Source organism: Brevibacterium sp. 'Marine' (genome assembly GCF_012844365.1).
In the GTDB taxonomy this organism is placed as follows: domain Bacteria; phylum Actinomycetota; class Actinomycetes; order Actinomycetales; family Brevibacteriaceae; genus Brevibacterium.
Map to the genome: position 1 here is coordinate 914,073 of NZ_CP051626.1, position 17,511 is coordinate 931,583.

Sequence of the window (17,511 nt, forward strand, 5' to 3'; positions counted from 1 at the left end):
ATCGAACTCATCTTCAACCTACTCCAGTCGGTGCGGATTTCAAGAGGAGTGGGAAGCCCTGCGGGATCGCTCCCAAGCCAGCGAGACCGAATACTCGGCCGTCGCGGACAGCGCTGCGACCGCAGAGACAGTGCGGATGCGGCGGCCTCTCAGTGCGCCGGGGCCCGGGCCGACCCTCACCGTTCCGGGGTCGACTCTCAGCCCTGTGCCGCGGAGCTTGAGGACGGCTTCGATGCGGGTCCAGATCGTCGTCACGCGCCTCCTGCGAGCTGCCCCGCCCACTCGGTTCGCGGCTGCCTGATCGCGCGGATGGAAGAGCGACAGCAGGTCGCGGCTCTGCTCCTGTGTCTGGGTCGCTTCGATGTCGATTCCGATGCGGCGGCGACTGACGGCCACGGCAACACAGCCGTCGGTGCGGGAGATGGACGTGAAGAGCCGGTCCGGGCCGGTCCGCACGGTGGCGACGCTCGGGCGATGCCAGACGATGTCATCGACCGGGGCGGAGAACTCCCGGGAGAGCAGGGGGAGCAGCAGTCCGACGGCACCTGAAGCACCGGCCGCCTCGGTGGGGCAGATGAGCACCTGGGTGTGCGGCGGCAGCCGACGATCTCTCCACCGGTAGGCGCCGGTCGTCGGTGCCCCGCCGGTCGCCATCTCAGGCCCTGACCACGGAGCTGCCTGCTGATGCGCCGAATCCCAGCAGCTTCGTCAGGGCGCGGGTGACTGCTGTGATGACGGCTTCGACGGGGCCGCGCTTGAAGAAGCGCAGCCACACAGCAGTGAACAGGAAGGCGAAGAGACACTGGACGATGAAGAGGCGGAACGCTCCGACATCGTCGGGTGCCATGGTCAGGAAGATGAGGTGGCTGACGTAGACGGACGTCGGAATCCGGCCGATCATGACGAGCGGCCGCAGCAGATTGCTGCGACGGGCGATGAGGATGCAGGTGCCGATGGCTGCCATGGCGAAGCCGACTCCGATGAGGAAGGCGAACGGAGTATTCGTGTGCGGCCCGCCCGAGATCAGCCAGCCCGGCGACGCGGTGGGCAGGGGGCCGGTGGGGCCGTAGACGAGGAAGTCATCGACCGCGTCGGTCGTCTTGCCGGGGAAGGAGGTGCGCACGATCGTGTATCCGCCGAAGCGGTTGAGGTAGACCAGGAGCCTCGTGACGGCGATCGCGAACAGCATCGCCGTTCCACCGGCGACGATGATGAGCATCCGCGGAGTCGTGAAGTGCAGCTGCAGACGTCCGATGCCCATGCCGATGCAGACGAGAGCGAACCAGGTCAGGCCCGGATAGGCACCGGTGATGAGCAGAGAGGAGAGCACGTCGACCGGAGCACTGATGATCGTTGCGAGAGTCGGGTTCGGATGCCAGCCGAATCCGTCGACCTGACGATGGATGAGGAAGCGGACCAGCGGCAGGACGACGATCATGACGGCGCCGGTGATGAGCAGCGTCCGGGCTCGCAGCGGCAGCAGGGGGATGGCCAGCAGGAACATCACTCCGAAGTAGGGGAGGATGTCGAACGCTGCCAGACCGATCTGGTTGAGGCCGACGCCGAGGCTGATGAGGAGGAGGCCGCGGATTGCGACGTTTGCCCGTGAGCGGTTCATCTTCGTCCCGGTGAAGGGGCGTTCGGCACCGCTGTTGAACGCCAGCGAGACTCCGGCGAGCACGGCGAAGAGGGCCGCGGAGTTCCCCGCCAGCAGCTGCCAGACCAGGGTCGGCGTCCCGTCCTCGCGTGCGGCGGGCAGCATGTGGATGGCGAACATGCCGATCAGTGCGAATCCGCGTGCGGCATCGACTCCCGAGGACCGGGCGCGTCTGCGGCGTCGTTCGCGGTCGACGACGTTCGTGAGCATCCGGTTCGACGTCCGCAGTCCTCCGCCGGCGACATTGCGCATCGGTTCGGCCGGGTCGGAGGAGACTTCGGACAGCCACACTTCGGACCGTCCGGTCCAGATCTCACGCGGCCGCCTGGGCCCGGGCATCGGACGCTCAGTGGTGGTGCCGGTCATGCCGGAACTCCCTTCGTGATCGGTTCGACGGGATTGCCCTGCCAATGGGAGTCGGCAGGCCGCTCTTCGTCACGGAGGACGAGGGATCCATCACCGACGACTGTGCGGTCGCCCACGACGGCCCCGGGGAGGATGAAGCTGTTGACGCCGAGGGTGGCTCCGGATTCGAGGTGGGTGGGAACAAGGGACATCACTCGGTCGTGGAAGAGATGCGTCTGGAGGACGGCGCCGCGGTTGACGCTCGCACGGTCGGCGATGTCGATGATGTCGAACTCCGGCAGCCACCAGGTCTCCAGCCAGACGTCCCGGCCGACGCGCGCCCCCATCATCCGGACGTACCAGACGACCAGCGGGGAACCGATGGCGATCTTGATCAGCGACGCCACGGCCAGGGATTCGGCGAAGACATCGGCGAGCTCATTGCGCCAGACGAAGCTGCTGAACAGCGGGCGCTCCCGGGCCGTGAACCTCCCGACAAGCACCCATTTGGCGGCGACGGCGATGAGTACGGAGGCGATGCCGGCGCCCAAGGTCAGCGGGAACGCCCACAGTGTGGCGATGATCAGGCCCTGCGCTGGGGAGTCCGTGGTGAAGAGAGTGCTCATATAGATGGCGTTGAGGGCGGCGACGAGTCCCAGCTCGATCCAGTTCGTGAGGATGAAGGGGATGAACCGTCCGCTCTCCACCGCGCCCCGGGCTCATTTCACGGCCGTCGACGGCCGGTAGGTGCGTGCCGACTGGGAATCATTGCGGGAGCGGGGAATCGCCTGCGCGGTCCCGCCGATCCACGAGGTGCCGACGGCGGCCTTGACCGGGCTCGAACCGAGGACGGCGACGAGGGAGTCCGGCGGCAGATCGATGTCGGCACCGACGATCGCCGAATTGCCGACGAAGGTTCCCCGCCCGACGACGGTCGTGCCGATGTGGATCCAGCCCCGATAGTGACGCGGAGCGTTGATGAGGGCATGGTCGGCGATGAACGACCGGTCCTGGATCCAGGTCAGGTGAGGGATGGTCTCGAGCGTGGAGATCTCCGTGTCCTTGCCGACGCGAGCACCGAGGCAGCGCAGGAAGAGGGGAGTGGCGATCGACGCGTAGACCGGATACGCCGAGATCAGGGTCCGGTCCAGCAGGGTCTGAGTCAGCCACACTGCCCAACCTGTGGCCGAATCCTGGCGGTAGTAGCCGGGCTGAACGTAGTGGGCCAGCGCCCGTACGGTGATGGTGACGAGCGTCAGCCAGGTCAGCGCCGTGAGCACGGCGGTCAGCGGCACCCAGGCGGCCAGCGTCGTCGCCACGGTCGGGAAGTGGCCGATCCCGATGACCTGGGGGAGGACGATGGCGACTCCGGGAACGAACGCCAGCAGCGGCAGCAGGCCGATGAGCATGATGCCGGCGGATTCGGCGAGGATCCGTGTCGCCGTCGACCAAGCGGTGGCGTCGTACGAGCTCAACTGGTTCTGTTCGGGCCAGCTCAGCCCCGCCTCGGCGAGGAACTCCAGCGGTGAACCGCCCCAGGATTCATCGGCGTCGATGTCGATGTCGACGAGGGAGCCTGCTTGGACCTCGCTGCGACAGCCGACTGTGACCCCGGGCTCGATGGCCGAGCGGGTGCCGATCCGGGTGGAATCGCCGATGGTGACGGGGCCGATGTGGACGGTGTCACCGACGACGCGATAGCCGCGCAGATCGGCATCGCGCTCGACGACGGCGCAGTCGCCGATCCGGGCGAGCCCGGACACGGGCGGCTGGTTGGCAAGGTACGCGCCGGTGCCGACGGAATTTCCGAGCAGACGGTGGACGAGGGTGTTCAGGCGGGTGCCGGCCAGGTGCTCGAGGCGGAGGAAGACGAAGAAGCGATCGGCGGCCCACAGGCGCACATGGGTCCAGCCGCCTCGGCGATATCGTCCCGGCCGCAGGCCGACGGTGAGCACTCGGGCGACGATGACGGCCTGGCCAATGCGTCCGATGGGGGAGAAGATGAGGAACCAGGCGGCGGCGACGGGCAGAAACGGCACGGGTGGAACCCACGCGGCGGCGAGGAAGAAGTAGAGGGCCCAGACGACGGTGACCGTGGCGACGATATAGCGGACGGCGTTGAGAGCGTAGATGCCGGTCAGGAAGGCGATCTGGAAGATCTTCGGACCCACCGGCAGTCGCTCGGGCATCGGATTCCTGGCTTGGGAGGACGACAGCGTGCCGATGTAGTCGGACATCTGAGCCAAGGTGGGGTGGGCGTAGAGCTGGGCGATCGAGGCGCTCGGGTGGCTGCGGCGGATGCGTGCGACGAGACGGGCGACCTGGACGGAACCGCCGCCGACCTCGAAGAAGTTCGTCTCCGCATCGATGGCGATCGGCCCCAGCTGTTCGACCCACAGCTCCCGCAGCCACTGCTCATCGGGGCTCAGCCCGGTCGCCTCGGTCTCGGGAGTCGACAGCGGCCACGGCAGCGCCTTGCGATCGACCTTGCCGGAGCTCTTCATCGGCATCTCGTCGAGGACGGTGAGGACCGGGACCACTCCGGCCGAGAGCTTCTGGGTCAGTTCCGCTCGGGCGGCGTCGATGTCGATGTTGCCGGGTTCGGTCTCGGTGAAATAGCCGACGAGGACGTCGGAGCCGCCGCTCGTCTTCTGCACGGCCGCGGCTCCGGTGTTGGCTCCGGGGATCGCGGCGAGATACGTGTCGACCTCGCCGAGTTCGATGCGTTTGCCTCCGAGCTTGACCTGGTCGTCGATCCGGCCCTCGAAGAGGAGGCCGTCTGTCTCGGCACGGACGAGGTCGCCGGTGCGGTAGGCCCGATCCCAGCCGAGGGCCGGCAGGGGAGCGTATTTCTCGGCGTCCTTCTCGGCATCGAGGTAGCGGCCGAGGCCGACGCCGCCGACGACGAGCTCTCCGGATTCGCCCCACCCCACCGGATGTTCGGTGTCGGGATCGACGACGGTGAGCTCCCACCCGTCGATGGGCCGGCCGATGCGCACAATGTCCCCGGGCACGAGGAGGGCGGCGCTGACGATCACGGTCGCCTCGGTGGGGCCGTAGGAGTTCCACACCTCCCGCCACGGTTCGTGGAGGCGGGCGATGAGCTCGGCCGGGCAGGCCTCCCCGCCGAAGATGAGCAGACGCACGTGTTCGAGCGCCTCGGCCGGCCAGAGCGAGGCCAGTGTCGGCACGGTCGAGACCGCCGTGATGCGCTGTGCGGTCAGCCAGTCGCCGAGGTCGGGGCCGGAACGCACGATGTCTCGGGGTGCGGGCACGAGCACGGCACCGTTGCGCCAGGCCAGCCACATCTCCTCACAGGAGGCGTCGAAGGCCACGGACAGCCCGGCCATGACCCGGTCGGCCGGGCCGAGAGGGTCGGAGGCGAGGTAGAGGGAATGTTCGGAGTCGACGAGAGCCGCGGCCGAACGGTGGGTGATCGCCACCCCCTTGGGCTTGCCCGTCGAGCCCGACGTGAAGATGATCCACGCATCGTCGGCGAGGCCCGGCGGCCCGGCGGGTGCCGAGGCGGCGGGGGCCGGCTCGGCGGTGGGGACGATCTTCAGCTTCTCTCCGATCACGGCGGCGACTGCGGCCTCGTCGAAGACGGTGGCCGCGCGCTCTTCGGAGTCGTCCCAGTCGACGGGGACGTAGGCGCATCCGGCGGTGAGGATTCCGAGCACGGCGATATAGAGGTCAGCGGTTCCCGAGGGAACGCGGATGCCGACCCGATCACCACGGGTGATCCCACACCGGTGCAGGCGCTGGGCCAACTGGTCGGCCGCCTCGGCGAGCTGCCGGTAGCTCAGGGCGGCATCGGCGGAATCGATGGCCGTGGCATCGGGGTGGGCGCGCACGGTCTCGGTGAAGATGTCGATGAGTGTGCGCGGGGCCGGGACCGGTCCGCGGTCGAAGATTGCGAGCGAGGGGTGGTCTCCGGTTCCGAGCTGACCGATATCTGCTGAAGTGCGCACGTCGAGGATCTCCTGCTCACTGTGGGGATGTGGAGACCGGGCTCCCAGGGGATTGTGCGGGAGGCGGTCTGCCCGGGGAGGAGCAACCACTCCCGGGGCCGCAATCAGCGTAGTGGCGGGGGTATGCCGAAATTCCGCAGTACTACGCGAATAATCCGCAGAGTCACCGCAAAGGTAGTCAGGGGTCCCGAATGCGGGGCGCAGATCACGTCCGGCCCTCTCACCCAAGTGGCGGCGTTTCGCAGCGCAGACGCGAAGAAGCCCCGTTTCCCAGTCCTGGACTGGGAAACGGGGCTTCTTTCTGGTGGCTCCGACCGGCGTCGATCCGGTGACCTTTCGATTTTCAGTCGAACGCTCTACCAACTGAGCTACAGAGCCGAGCCGCCGACATACTCATCAAGTATGCCGAGAGAAACAAAGGCTCTTCCGAAGAAGAGCCTTATGCTCCGCGACCCTGACGGGACTCGAACCCGCGACCTCCGCCGTGACAGGGCGGCGCGCTAACCAACTGCGCCACAGGGCCTTGCTGTTGTGATGGAAGACCTTACGATCTTACACCGTACCCCCAACGGGATTCGAACCCGTGTCGCCGCCGTGAAAGGGCGGTGTCCTAGGCCTCTAGACGATGGGGGCCCAGGTTGTCCTCGGATTCCCCGTGGGCAACGACGTTAAGCTTATCCCACCCGATTCGCGGAATGCAAAACGAAAAGGGGTGTCCTCGGTCACACGACGGAAACGGTGCTTTGCGACGTTTCGCGCGGCCGCCTCGGCGAGGGGATCGGGGTCGCTAGAGTGGGAGGCATGGAGGCTCTGAGTGAAGAGGAGTTCGATGCGATCCTCGGCGAAGCCCTGGATCTGCTGCCGGCCGGGGTGACCGAACAGCTGGACAATGTCGCCCTGTTCGTCGAGGACCGGCCGGAGGACGGTGACCGGCACCTGCTCGGCCTCTATGAGGGCACACCGATCGGGGAGCGGGGGATCGCGGGGTTCGAGATGCCCGACAACATCTTCATCTATCGTGACAACCTCATCGACTTCGCCGAGGATGTCGATCATCTGCGTGAGGAGATCGTCATCACCATCGTCCATGAGATCGCGCATTTCTATGGTCTCGACGATGACCGGCTCCACGAGCTCGGGTGGGGCTGAACCTCCCCGGCCGAAATGCACGACGGGCTTACCGACGAGTCACTTGAAGTCATGGGAATTGGCGTCCGCGAGCCTACTTCGCCTATTGTGGGCGGGTACCTATCAGCACCGATACAACATTCCGTCCGTATCGACGCGGGGACACGAAGTCGTGAGATCTGCGCCTTCTGGCCCCGCCGACCTGCGGGCAGGAGGCACTACCCCCTTATGACAGTTGCATCCAAGACTTCCAGTGCGGCGACCCCGGCCGTGCGAGTGCTCAACCTGGCAGGCATCGACTACAGCCTGCGCAGCTTCGATCACGATCCGGCCACTCGCCGCTACGGCTCGGAGGCCGCCGACAAGCTCGGCGTCAGTTCCGACCAGGTGTTCAAGACCCTGATGATCCAGGTCGACGGTCAGCCCGTGACCGCGCTCGTCCCGGTCTCCGGTCAGCTCGACCTCAAGGCCCTGGCTTCCGCACGCGGTGCGAAGAAGGCCCAGCTGTCCGGCGTGGCCGAGACCGAACGCCGCACCGGCTACCCCGTCGGAGGAGTCTCTCCGTTCGGACAGCGCCATGCCGTGCCGGTCGTCGTCGACCGCACCGCGCTCGACCACTCCACCGTGTTCGTCTCGGCCGGCCGTCGCGGACTCGAGATCGAGATCCGACCCGAGGACCTCGTCATGCTCACGAACGCTCAGGTCGCGAAGATCGCCGCGCTCGACTGATCAGCTCTCGCTGATCTGAGCGCCGATCCCCGGCCTCACACCCATTCGACCTCACCGACCTCGGGCTCTGCCCGGCCGGCGGTGAGGTCGGCGTACATCGCCTGCGCATCGGCCACCTCGGCGAGGGGAACGAGGACGTCGAGTCCGACCTCACCGCCGTAGTCGGCCCGCGTCGTCCACCCCCGGTTCCCGGCCGCCCGTTCCAGGGCGTTGGCCTGGGCGTAGTCGACGGCTGCTGACACCGGGACGCGTTCACGACGGGTGACGATCCGGGCCCTCTCCACCGCCGCCGAGGCGGCCTGACCGTAAGCGCGCACGAGCCCGCCCGCACCCAGCAGGGTGCCGCCGAAATACCGGGTGACGACGGCGACGACGAAGGTCAGATCGTGGCCGGTGACGACATCGAGGATCGGAGCGCCCGCGGTGCCGGCCGGCTCCCCGTCATCGCTGAAACGCTGAGTGCGCGAATCGGTGTCGAGGACGAACGCCGAACAATGGTGGCGGGCCTTCGGATGCGCGGCGCGGGCGGCGGCGATGACGGATCTGGCCTCGGCCTCATCGGCGGCGGGGGAGAGGCGGGCGAGGAAACGGGATCTCTTGATCTCGATCTCGGCCTCGACGGGGCTGACGACGGTCCGGTAAGACATGCTCGTCACTGTAGTCGAATGTGTTCTACGATGAGCCCACGGGCGCGGATTCCGTGCTCATCCCCGGTACTTCAGTGAAAGGGTGACGATGGTGCACCAACCAGGCGATGCCGACCTCGCAGCGCTCAAGGACGAATCGGCTCGAGCCCGTGAGCTCGACCGCGCGCACGTCTTCCACTCGTGGTCGGCGCAGCGGCTCATCGACCCGCCGACGGTGGTCAGAGCGTTCGGGTCGACGGTCGTCGACGGTGACGGTCGCGAGTTCCTCGACTTCTCCTCGCAGCTGGTGAACACGAACATCGGCCACCAGCATCCGGCCGTCGTGGCCGCGATCAAGGCCCAAGCCGATGTGCTGTGCACGATCAGCCCGGCCACCGTCAACGCCGCCCGCTCCGAGGCGGCTCGACTCATCACCGATCGCACCCCTGCCGGGCTCGACCGGGTGTTCTTCACCAACGGCGGCGCGGATGCGAACGAGCACGCCATCCGGATGGCCCGTCTGCACACCGGACGGACGAAGGTGCTCGCCCGCTACCGGTCCTACCACGGCGGAACCCAGACGGCCGTCAACGTCACCGGTGACCCGCGCCGGTGGGAGAACGAGACCGGAGAATCGGGCGTTGTCCACTTCTTCGGGCCCTTCCTCTACCGTTCGGAGTTCCACGCCGCCACCGAGGCAGAAGAGACCGAACGCGCACTGCAGCACCTGCGGCGGACCATCGAGTTGGAGGGGCCGGCGACGATCGCGGCGATCATCCTCGAATCCATTCCCGGCACCGCCGGAATCATGGTGCCCAGTCCCGAGTACATGCAGGGTGTGCGGGCGCTGTGCGACGAGTTCGGGATCGTGCTCATCGCCGATGAGGTGATGGCCGGATTCGGTCGGTCGGGCAAATGGTTCGCCTTCGAACACTTCGACATCGTCCCCGACCTCATCACCTTCGCCAAGGGTGTGAACTCCGGGTATGTGCCGCTGGGCGGAGTCGTCATCAGCGATGCGATCTTCGATACCTTCGCCGAACGCGTCTACCCCGGCGGGCTGACCTACTCCGGGCATCCGCTGGCATGCGCGGCCGCGGTCGCGACGATCAACGCGATGGCCGATGAGGGCATGATCGACCACGCCGCCCGGATCGGGGAGGACATCATCGGTCCGCGTCTGCGGCAGATCGCTGAGAACTCGAAGCACGTCGGAGAGGTTCGCGGCACCGGAGCGTTCTGGGCGATCGAACTCGTCTGGGACAAGGAGTCCAAGGAGCCGCTGGCCCCCTACGGCGGCGGCTCACCCGAAGTCGCCTCGGTGGTGGCGGCGCTGAAGGAACACGGCGTCATCCCGTTCAACAACTACCACCGACTGCACGTGGTCCCGCCGATCAACATCAGCGAAGAGGACCTCGAACGCGGCCTCGGAGTCTTCGAAAAGGTCCTCACCGACTTAGACTTCCCCCACTGACTTGCTCCCCTTACTACCTGACGGCGGCCCAGCAACCTCGCGCGAGGTTGCTCAGCCGCCGTCAGGTAGCAATTAGGGGGTTTGGTGGGTGTAGTTGCCGCCTAGGATTGTCGCGCGGACGGGGATCTGCGCGATCTCGTCCGCCGCGACGTTTCCGGGGTGGGTGTCCAGGGCGACGAAGTCGGCGAGCTTGCCTCGGCTCAGTGTTCCCTTGTCCGCGCCCTGACCCGAGGCCTTTGCCGCCTCGACCGTGTAGGCCGCGATCGCCTCATCGACGCTCAGGGCTTCGGCCGCCGAACCCATGACATCCCCGTCACGGGTCCGGCGGGTGACATAGGCTTCGATTCCGCGCAGCACATTGCCGTCGGCGCACGGCCGGTCCGAGCTGCCGGCCATCGGCACACCCGCATCGACGAACGATTTCGCCCGATAGATCAGGTGCCGCCGGTCCGGACCGAGCGAGGCGTTCATCCCGTCCCCGATGCCGTCGGCAAACGCCGCCTGCGGGGTGACGACGATTCCGTGCTCGGCCAGCGTCGCCAGATGCTCGTCATGGACCAAAGCGGCATGCTCGATCCGGTTCGGCACCGCCCGGCGGCCGTAGCGCTTCTGCGCCTCCACGATGTTGGCGACCGCCGCATCCACAGCGGCATCGCCGATGGCATGCACGGCCAACGACCAGCCGGAGGCATAGGTGTCCAGGATCTGCTGCCGCAGCACCTCGGCGTCGTCCTGCAGATAGCCGGGGTGGTCCTTGCCCGCATAGTTCTCCCGCAGCGCCGCGGTCTCGCCGGACAGGGCACCGTCCATGAAGAACTTCACCGGCCCGATCGAGATGAGATCGTCACCGAGGCCGGTGCGCAGTCCCGCGTCCAGACCGATGCCGAACCCGTCGGCGGAGTTCGCCGCGATCGGATGCAGCCCGTCGGCCTGCGGCATGAGCTGAGCCCGCGCTCGCAGCTTGCCCTCTTCGCGGGCTCGCAGGTAGCCGCTGATCTCGATGGGGGAGTGGCCGATCCAGCCGTAGGCGATTCCGCATTCGCCGAAGGACGTGATGCCTTCCTTCGCGTAGTAGGCCGTCGCCAGATCGAGGGCGTCGACGACGGTGTCGAGCGAATACGGGCGGATGAGGTCCTGCACCAGCGTCTGTGCGGTCTCTTCGATCAGCCCCGTCGGATGTCCGGCCGCGTCGCGGACGACCTTCCCGCCGACCGGCTCCTCGAAATCGGGGTCCAGGATCCCGGCCCGTCGCATCGCCTCGGTGTTGGCGATCGCGGCATGACCGGACGTCTGCCGCATGAACAGGGGTCGGTCCCCGGTGATCTCGTCGAGACGGCCCAAGTCCGGATACTGCCCGTCATAGTCACGGTGGGCGTACCCCGTGGCTTCGATCCATTCCCCGGACGGAGTCGTCGCCGCGGCCTTCTCGAGCGCCGCGTAGACATCGGGCAGACCGCCGGGCAGCGCCGTGACATCGACCGAGGCCAGGGTGAGACCGAACCATGTCGTGTGGCAGTGGACGTCGTTGAAGCCCGGCAGCACCGTCGCCCCGCCCAGGGACTCGACCCGGTCGGCGTCGATGCCGTCGAGCTCCTCGTCGAAGCCGATGATCCGGTTGCCCCACACCCCGATCTTCTGCGCCCGCGGGCGGGTCGGATCAAGCGTGTAGGCGTCGAGGTCGGTGAAGATCGCGTCGATTCTCATAGAGCCACCTTAGTCAGATTCGCACGACTGCCGCTCCGCCGTTCACGCCAGCCCGTTCACGCCAGCCCGTTCACACCAGCAGTTCATGGCAGGCGCGCCCCGCGAACGGCCGGATCCGTGATGCAGTGGACGAGCGAGAGCCCCTTGTGTGCCAGAGCCCGTTCGAACGCGTCGCGGAAGTCCTCGGTCCGTTCGACGCGGATGCCGAGCCCGCCGAACGCCGTGGCCATGGCTGCGAAGTCCGGATTCTTAAGCGCCGTGGCCGTGGCCCGGCCCGGATATTCGCGGTCCTGATGGCCTCGGATCGTGCCGTAGACCGAATTGTCGTTGAGCACCACGGTAAGGTCCGCGCCGTACTGGACGGCCGTGGCCATCTCCTGCCCGTTCATGAGGAAATCCCCGTCGCCGGCGATGCAGAACACCGGCCGTTCCGGATGGACGAGCGCGGCGGCGACCGCAGCAGGCAGGCCGAATCCCATCGATCCGTTGCGCGGGCCAAGCGCCGAGGGGAACCCGTGCGTGGGCAGGAACCTGGTCGCCCAGCCGGAGAAGTTCCCCGCCCCGTAGGTGATGATCGCGTCGTCCGGCAGCAGGTCCTGCACATGGACGAATGCTTCGTCCATGTCGACGAATCCCGCCGAGGCGGCCGACCCCGAACCTGCCACCTGCGGTGTCCGCCACGCCTCGAGCTCGGCCCGGGCCTCGGCGACCCAGTCCGGCAGCGATACGGCGTCCCCGGCCGCCTCGGACAGGGCATCGCCGAGCGGCGGTTCGTCGATCGACCCGTCGGAGGACACCGAATACGTGCGGGTTCCCTCCTCGGTGAACAGGGATTGGGCGAACCGCCCGACCGAGGTGACGATGTGCTGGTCGAGACGACCGAAATGGCCGTGCGCATCGGCGTCGGGGCCGATGACGACGGTGCGCTGGTCGACGCCGTTGGTGAACCCGTCGGTGGCCACATCGGTGCGGACACAGCCCAAGAAGATGTGCAGGTCCGCCTCGGCGAGGACTCGCTTCGCCACGGGGGACGCACCATAGCCCAGGATGCCGAGGAAATTCGGACTGTCATGGTCGATGCCGTCATAGGCGCGGAAGGTGCCGAGCACGCCGAGGCCGCGGTCGCGTGACCATTGGGCGATGCGCCGCGAGGTCGACGGGGACCAGTCCTCGCCGCCGATGATGAGCACGGGACGGTCGGCGGCGGTGATGCGGGCCCGCAGCTCCGTGACGTCCCCGGCGTACGGTGAGGCCGAACCGTGCACGCGTGGGGGCAGCACCGTCCCCGACGTCGGGCGGACGAGGACCTCTTCGGGCAGACCGACGATGACGGGACCGGGCCGCCCGGTCACGGCGGTGTGCATGGCGTCGACGACCACCTCGGCGGCCTTATCGGGATCATCGAGGGTGAGCACCTTCTTCGCGGTCGAGGAGAACCAGCCGTCCAGGTCGAATTCCTGGAAGGATTCGCGGCCGCGATGATCGGTGGGGATGAGGCCGACGAAGACGACGAGCGGGGTCGCATCCTGGAAGGCGGTGTGGACGCCGACCTTGACGTTCGCCGCTCCCGGACCACGGGTGACCATGGCGATTCCGGGCACTCCGGTCATCCGCCCTTCGGCGACGGCCATATATGCGGCCCCGCCCTCCTGGCGGCAGACGATCGGGGTGATCGACGAATCGCGGAGACCGTCGATGACATCGAGATACGACTCGCCGGGAACCAGATAGGTACGCGAGACTCCGTGTGCTTCGAGTTCCTCGACGATGAGATGACCTGCAGAAAGAGACGCGGAGGTGTCCATACCCCATGCTTATCATCATTTCGCGTCCTGTGGTTGTCTCAACAGCCCACCACCCTGCCCATTCGCAACCGTGAGGTCGTATGATCGTGCAACAACGGAATCAGTACGGTCCGCCGACTGAGTCCGTGAGCAGGAAATCCACACCGGACCGGGGTGGGGACTGAGATTGACAGCCAGGAGGCTCTCGCATGACCGGAATCGACTCCGACCAGGCAACGGCGCAGGAGTTTGAGCCCACCGACCTCGGCGGCGGCCGCAGGCACAGTCGCGCAGGAGCCCCCTCGACGCCGCGCCGGGCCCAGCTCGAACGGGATCCGGGAATGCCGGCGAGTACGTGGCGGCTGCGTTCGGACGCGTGGGAGTACCTGAAGTTCGCGATCAAACGCCTGGCCGTCAGCGGCGGTGACTTCTCGATGATCGCCGAAGACGGCGAGGTGTGGCGCTCGCTGCGCTCGCTGAAGACGATCGAGCTCTACTGGGCCGGTTTCGGTCAGCGCTATGTCGAGGAGATCACCGACCTGCTCTCGAACGGCGAATTCGACCGCGCGCACGACATGATCACACGTGCGGTGAATCGGCTGCGCGGCACCACCGTGCCCGACACCGGTGAAGACGACCTCACCGAGGATGAGCGCGCCGAACTCAAGGACCGCCAGGACACCCGTCCCCGCTTCGAGGTCCTCATCGTCGACGAGACCACCGAGGGCGGCCGCGATGAGCTGCACACGGATCTGCTCAAACTCCGCAACGCCTCCGACCAGTTCATCTACGACTACGTCATCGTGCCCACCGCCGACGATGCGGTGGCGGCGGCCCTGACGAACCCGAACCTGCTCGCCTGCGTCATCCGTCCCGGATTCACCGACAACACCCGCGAGGTGCTCAGCCGTGACCTGCGCGATTCCATCGAGTTCGCGCACACCTCGACGAAGGAATCGCCGACGGCGCCGATGAGCCCGCTCAATTCGGTGCGCCGGGTGCTGCGGCTGGCCGACACCCTGGCGAATCTGCGACCCGAACTCGACCTCTACCTCATGGCAGGCGCCCATATCGAAAGCCTCGCCGGTGCCCTGACCCACCGGTTCCGTCGCGTCTTCCGCCGCGAGGACCAGTTCGAACTCCATCTGTCCCTGCTGCGCCGCGCCCAGCATCTCTACGACACTCCGTTCTTCGACGCCATCCGAGAGCACGCCCGCCGCCCCGCCGGTGTCTTCCACGCACTGCCCGTCTCCCGCGGCGGCTCCGTCGTCGGGTCGAAGTGGATCGGCGACTTCGTCGACTTCTACGGGCTCAACCTGCTGCTCGCGGAATCCAGCGCCACCTCGGGGGAGTTGGACTCCCTGCTCGCGCCGGTGCACACGCTGAAGAAGGCGCAGTCGCTGGCCGCCCGGGCCTACGGTGCCAAGCGCACCTACTTCGTCACGAACGGCACGTCGACGGCGAACAAGATCGTCCACCAGGCCGTCGTCTCACCCGACGAGGTCGTCATGGTCGACCGCAACTGCCACAAGTCCCACCACCATGCGCTCATGCTCACCGGTGCCCGCACCGCCTACCTCGAGGCGTATCCGCTCAACGACGTCGCCTTCTACGGGGCGGTGCCGCTGAACAGGATCAAGCAGCTGCTGCTCGACTACCGGGCCGCCGGCCGCCTCGACGAGGTGCGGATGATCACCCTGACCAACTGCACCTTCGACGGAATCGTCTACGACCCCTACAAGGTCATGTCCGAATGCCTGGCGATCAAACCCGACCTCGTCTTCCTCTGGGATGAAGCCTGGTTCGCCTTCGCCCGGTTCCACCCGGTCACCCGCAAGCGCACCGCCATGGTCGCCGCGGAGACCCTCGAGGAGAACCTCGCCACCAACGCCCACGCCGCGGCGTACCGGGAGCAGCAGAAGCGCCTGTTCGATCCCGAGACCGGTGCCCCGGCCCCCGATTCGGTGTGGCTGGAGGAGGACCTGCTGCCGCCGCCGGACGCGACGATCCGCGTGTACGCGACGCAGTCGACGCATAAGACGCTGACCGCGCTGCGCCAGGGGTCGATGATCCACGTCTACGATCAGGAGTTCTCCACCGGCGCCGAGGAGGCCTTCCACGAGGCGTACATGACCCACACCTCGACGTCGCCGAACTATCAGATCCTCGCGTCCCTCGACCTCGGTCGCAGGCAGGTGGAGATGGAGGGCTTCGCGCTCGTGCAGAAGCAGCTGGATCTGGCGATGAGCCTGTCCTCGGCGATCGCGCGTCATCCTCTGCTGAAGAAGACGTTCAAGGTGCTCACCGCCGCCGATCTCATCCCCGAGGAATATCGGGTCACCGAACGGACGATGCCATTGCGCGATGGGCTCTCCACGATGTGGGATGCCTGGGTCCGCGACGAGTTCGTCGTCGATCCCAGCCGCATCACCGTCGAGATCTCGGGCACAGGAGTCGACGGGGACACGTTCAAGCACGAACACCTCATGGACCGCTACGGCATCCAGGTGAACAAGACGAGCCGGAACACGGTGCTGTTCATGACGAACATCGGCACCTCACGCTCGGCCGTCGCCTACCTCATCGAGGTGCTCGTCAAACTGGCCGGGAAGTTCAACGACCCGCACGAACTCCATGAACAGGATGCGCTGACCGAACCCGCCGCGGTGATGCCGCCGCTGCCGGACTTCTCGGCCTTCGCCCCCGACTACGCCGCCGAGGTGCCCGCCGACGACCCGTCGAAGCAGCTGCCCGACGGCGACCTGCGCACCGCCTACTATGCGGGTCTGCGTCGCCAGAACATCGAGCACGTGCTGCCGCATGAACTGCGACGCCGGGTCGAGAACGGGGAACATCCGGTCTCGGCCGGATTCGTCACCCCGTACCCGCCCGGGTTTCCGGTGCTCGTGCCCGGACAGGTCATCACCGCCGAGGTGCTCGACTTCATGTCGGCGCTCGACACCCGAGAGATCCACGGCTACGACTCCCGCCAGGGCTACCGCGTCATCCTCAAAGAGGTTCTGGAGAACTGAGCGAGAAAGGCGAGGCGATCGACCGTGCAGACCACCCGTCTCATCCAGACCGTCGAAGCCCACACCGAGGGGCTGCCCGTCCGCGTCGTCACCGGGGGAGTGGGACCATTCCCCCGGTGAGTCCATGGCCGAACGCCGTGAGTGGTTCATCGAGAACTCCGACGATCTGCGGACCTTCCTCATGTGCGAACCGCGCGGCCACGGGTGGCTGTCGGGAGCGATCCTGCAGCCGCCGACCCGTGCCGATGCTGACTGGGGAGTGCTCTTCATCGAGGTCACCGGCGTGCTGCCGATGTGCGGGGCCGGCACGATCGCAGTGGCGACCGTGCTCGTCGAGACGGGAATGGTGCCGGTGACCTCGCCCTTGACGACGGTGCGCCTCGACGCCCCGATCGGGCTCATCACCGCCGAGGTGGTCGTGCGGGACGGTCGCGCCGAGTCGGTGACCATCGTCAATGTCGCCTCGTTTGCGCACGCTCTCGACCAGTCCGTCGAGGTGCCCGGGCGAGGGTCGATCGCCTGCGACATCGGCTTCGGCGGGAACTTCTACGCCTTCGTCTCCGCCGCCGACGTCGGCATCCCGTTCGAACGTGATCGTTCCGAGGACTTCATCGCCGCCGGTCGCGAGATCATGGCCGCCGTCAACGAACAGCTGTCGCCGGTGCATCCGGAGACCGGCTACAGCGGCTGCGAACACGTCGTGTTCCTGACGGAGCCGACACAACCCGGTCCGAGCGGCGAAGTGCCGGATGCCCGGCAAGTTCTCATCAATCACCCCGGCTGGCTCGACCGGTCGCCCGGCGGCACCGGGACAAGCGCGCTCATGGCAATCCGGCACGCCCGTGGGCAGCTGGACCTGAACACAGACTTCGTCAACGAGTGCTTCATCGGCACCTCGTTCACCGGACGCCTCGTCGAGGAGACGAGAGTCGGCGAGCATGTGGCTGTGGTGCCGACGATCACCGGCAGCGCCTGGCTGACCGCGACCTCGCAGTTCATGCTCGACCCCAGCGACCCGTTCCCCGCCGGCTTCACCCTCTGAACCTGCTCGCGTTCGCTGA

Annotated in this window: 12 protein-coding genes and 3 tRNA genes; 5 read left to right on the plus strand and 10 right to left on the minus strand. The window is 67.1% G+C overall.

Annotated features, from left to right (window positions below):
* Positions 1-39: 39 nt before the first annotated feature.
* The 7 genes from HF684_RS03920 to HF684_RS03950 all read right to left on the minus strand — a co-directional run bounded on the left by HF684_RS03920 (position 40) and on the right by HF684_RS03950 (position 6,606).
* Positions 40-654 (minus strand): 4'-phosphopantetheinyl transferase superfamily protein, encoded by a 615-nt coding sequence (locus HF684_RS03920; RefSeq protein WP_169251437.1) that lies wholly within the window; start codon positions 652-654, stop codon positions 40-42.
* Between the two features lies 1 nt (position 655).
* The gene (locus HF684_RS03925; protein WP_169251438.1) at positions 656-2,023 is read right to left on the minus strand and encodes a heparan-alpha-glucosaminide N-acetyltransferase domain-containing protein; all 1,368 of its coding nucleotides are present in this window, start codon (positions 2,021-2,023) and stop codon (positions 656-658) included.
* On the minus strand, positions 2,020-2,709 hold the full coding sequence (locus HF684_RS03930) for a hypothetical protein (RefSeq protein ID WP_169251439.1): 690 nt from the start codon (positions 2,707-2,709) through the stop codon (positions 2,020-2,022). Before HF684_RS03930 ends, HF684_RS03925 begins: the two co-directional genes overlap by 4 nt.
* A 12-nt stretch (positions 2,710-2,721) precedes the next feature.
* Positions 2,722-5,973 carry a non-ribosomal peptide synthetase gene (locus HF684_RS03935; RefSeq protein ID WP_169251440.1) on the minus strand — a complete coding sequence of 1,084 codons (3,252 nt, stop codon included), beginning with the start codon at positions 5,971-5,973 and terminating at the stop codon, positions 2,722-2,724.
* Positions 5,974-6,275: 302 nt separating this feature from the next.
* A tRNA-Phe gene (locus tag HF684_RS03940) sits at positions 6,276-6,351 on the minus strand.
* A gap of 71 nt (positions 6,352-6,422) precedes the next feature.
* Positions 6,423-6,496: transfer RNA gene (locus HF684_RS03945), tRNA-Asp, on the minus strand.
* 37 nt (positions 6,497-6,533) lie between these two features.
* Positions 6,534-6,606, minus strand: a tRNA-Glu gene (locus HF684_RS03950).
* A gap of 168 nt (positions 6,607-6,774) precedes the next feature.
* Between HF684_RS03950 and HF684_RS03955 the strand changes: the two genes are divergently transcribed.
* Together HF684_RS03955 and ybaK are read left to right on the plus strand one after the other, a co-directional pair.
* Positions 6,775-7,122, plus strand: a complete 348-nt coding sequence (locus tag HF684_RS03955) for a metallopeptidase family protein (RefSeq protein ID WP_169251441.1) — start codon at positions 6,775-6,777, stop codon at positions 7,120-7,122.
* Between the two features lie 207 nt (positions 7,123-7,329).
* Positions 7,330-7,830, plus strand: coding sequence for a Cys-tRNA(Pro) deacylase (gene ybaK, locus HF684_RS03960; RefSeq protein WP_101546357.1), 501 nt, complete (start codon positions 7,330-7,332; stop codon positions 7,828-7,830).
* Between the two features lie 35 nt (positions 7,831-7,865).
* Here ybaK and HF684_RS03965 read toward each other — a convergent pair whose 3' ends face one another.
* The gene (locus HF684_RS03965; protein ID WP_169251442.1) at positions 7,866-8,477 is read right to left on the minus strand and encodes a YigZ family protein; all 612 of its coding nucleotides are present in this window, start codon (positions 8,475-8,477) and stop codon (positions 7,866-7,868) included.
* Positions 8,478-8,565: 88 nt separating this feature from the next.
* Here HF684_RS03965 and HF684_RS03970 point away from each other — a divergent pair, with 88 nt between their 5' ends.
* Positions 8,566-9,930 carry an aspartate aminotransferase family protein gene (locus HF684_RS03970; protein WP_169251443.1) on the plus strand — a complete coding sequence of 455 codons (1,365 nt, stop codon included), beginning with the start codon at positions 8,566-8,568 and terminating at the stop codon, positions 9,928-9,930.
* A gap of 72 nt (positions 9,931-10,002) precedes the next feature.
* Here HF684_RS03970 and HF684_RS03975 read toward each other — a convergent pair whose 3' ends face one another.
* Together HF684_RS03975 and HF684_RS03980 are read right to left on the minus strand one after the other, a co-directional pair.
* A complete protein-coding gene (locus HF684_RS03975; RefSeq protein ID WP_169251444.1) occupies positions 10,003-11,634 on the minus strand; it encodes an amidohydrolase in 1,632 nt (543 codons plus the stop codon).
* An 83-nt stretch (positions 11,635-11,717) separates the two neighbouring features.
* Positions 11,718-13,439: a thiamine pyrophosphate-dependent enzyme gene (locus tag HF684_RS03980; RefSeq protein ID WP_169251445.1), complete on the minus strand. Its 1,722-nt coding sequence runs from the start codon at positions 13,437-13,439 to the stop codon at positions 11,718-11,720.
* Between the two features lie 188 nt (positions 13,440-13,627).
* Between HF684_RS03980 and HF684_RS03985 the strand changes: the two genes are divergently transcribed.
* A complete protein-coding gene (locus tag HF684_RS03985) occupies positions 13,628-16,450 on the plus strand; it encodes an ornithine decarboxylase (RefSeq protein ID WP_169251446.1) in 2,823 nt (940 codons plus the stop codon).
* A 124-nt stretch (positions 16,451-16,574) separates the two neighbouring features.
* Positions 16,575-17,492: a proline racemase family protein gene (locus HF684_RS03990; protein ID WP_348981431.1), complete on the plus strand. Its 918-nt coding sequence runs from the start codon at positions 16,575-16,577 to the stop codon at positions 17,490-17,492.
* Positions 17,493-17,511 lie beyond the last annotated feature (19 nt).

What these genes read in the sequence shown, in the direction of transcription:
- HF684_RS03925 (WP_169251438.1), bottom strand. Translation starts at nt 2,023, where the DNA reads ATGACCGGCACCACCACTGAGCGTCCGATGCCCGGGCCCAGGCGGCCG.
- HF684_RS03980 (WP_169251445.1), bottom strand. Translation starts at nt 13,439, where the DNA reads ATGGACACCTCCGCGTCTCTTTCTGCAGGTCATCTCATCGTCGAGGAA.
- HF684_RS03990 (WP_348981431.1), top strand. Translation starts at nt 16,575, where the DNA reads ATGGCCGAACGCCGTGAGTGGTTCATCGAGAACTCCGACGATCTGCGG.
- HF684_RS03965 (WP_169251442.1), bottom strand. Translation starts at nt 8,477, where the DNA reads ATGTCTTACCGGACCGTCGTCAGCCCCGTCGAGGCCGAGATCGAGATC.
- HF684_RS03955 (WP_169251441.1), top strand. Translation starts at nt 6,775, where the DNA reads ATGGAGGCTCTGAGTGAAGAGGAGTTCGATGCGATCCTCGGCGAAGCC.
- HF684_RS03975 (WP_169251444.1), bottom strand. Translation starts at nt 11,634, where the DNA reads ATGAGAATCGACGCGATCTTCACCGACCTCGACGCCTACACGCTTGAT.
- HF684_RS03985 (WP_169251446.1), top strand. Translation starts at nt 13,628, where the DNA reads ATGACCGGAATCGACTCCGACCAGGCAACGGCGCAGGAGTTTGAGCCC.
- HF684_RS03920 (WP_169251437.1), bottom strand. Translation starts at nt 654, where the DNA reads ATGGCGACCGGCGGGGCACCGACGACCGGCGCCTACCGGTGGAGAGAT.
- HF684_RS03970 (WP_169251443.1), top strand. Translation starts at nt 8,566, where the DNA reads ATGGTGCACCAACCAGGCGATGCCGACCTCGCAGCGCTCAAGGACGAA.
- ybaK (WP_101546357.1), top strand. Translation starts at nt 7,330, where the DNA reads ATGACAGTTGCATCCAAGACTTCCAGTGCGGCGACCCCGGCCGTGCGA.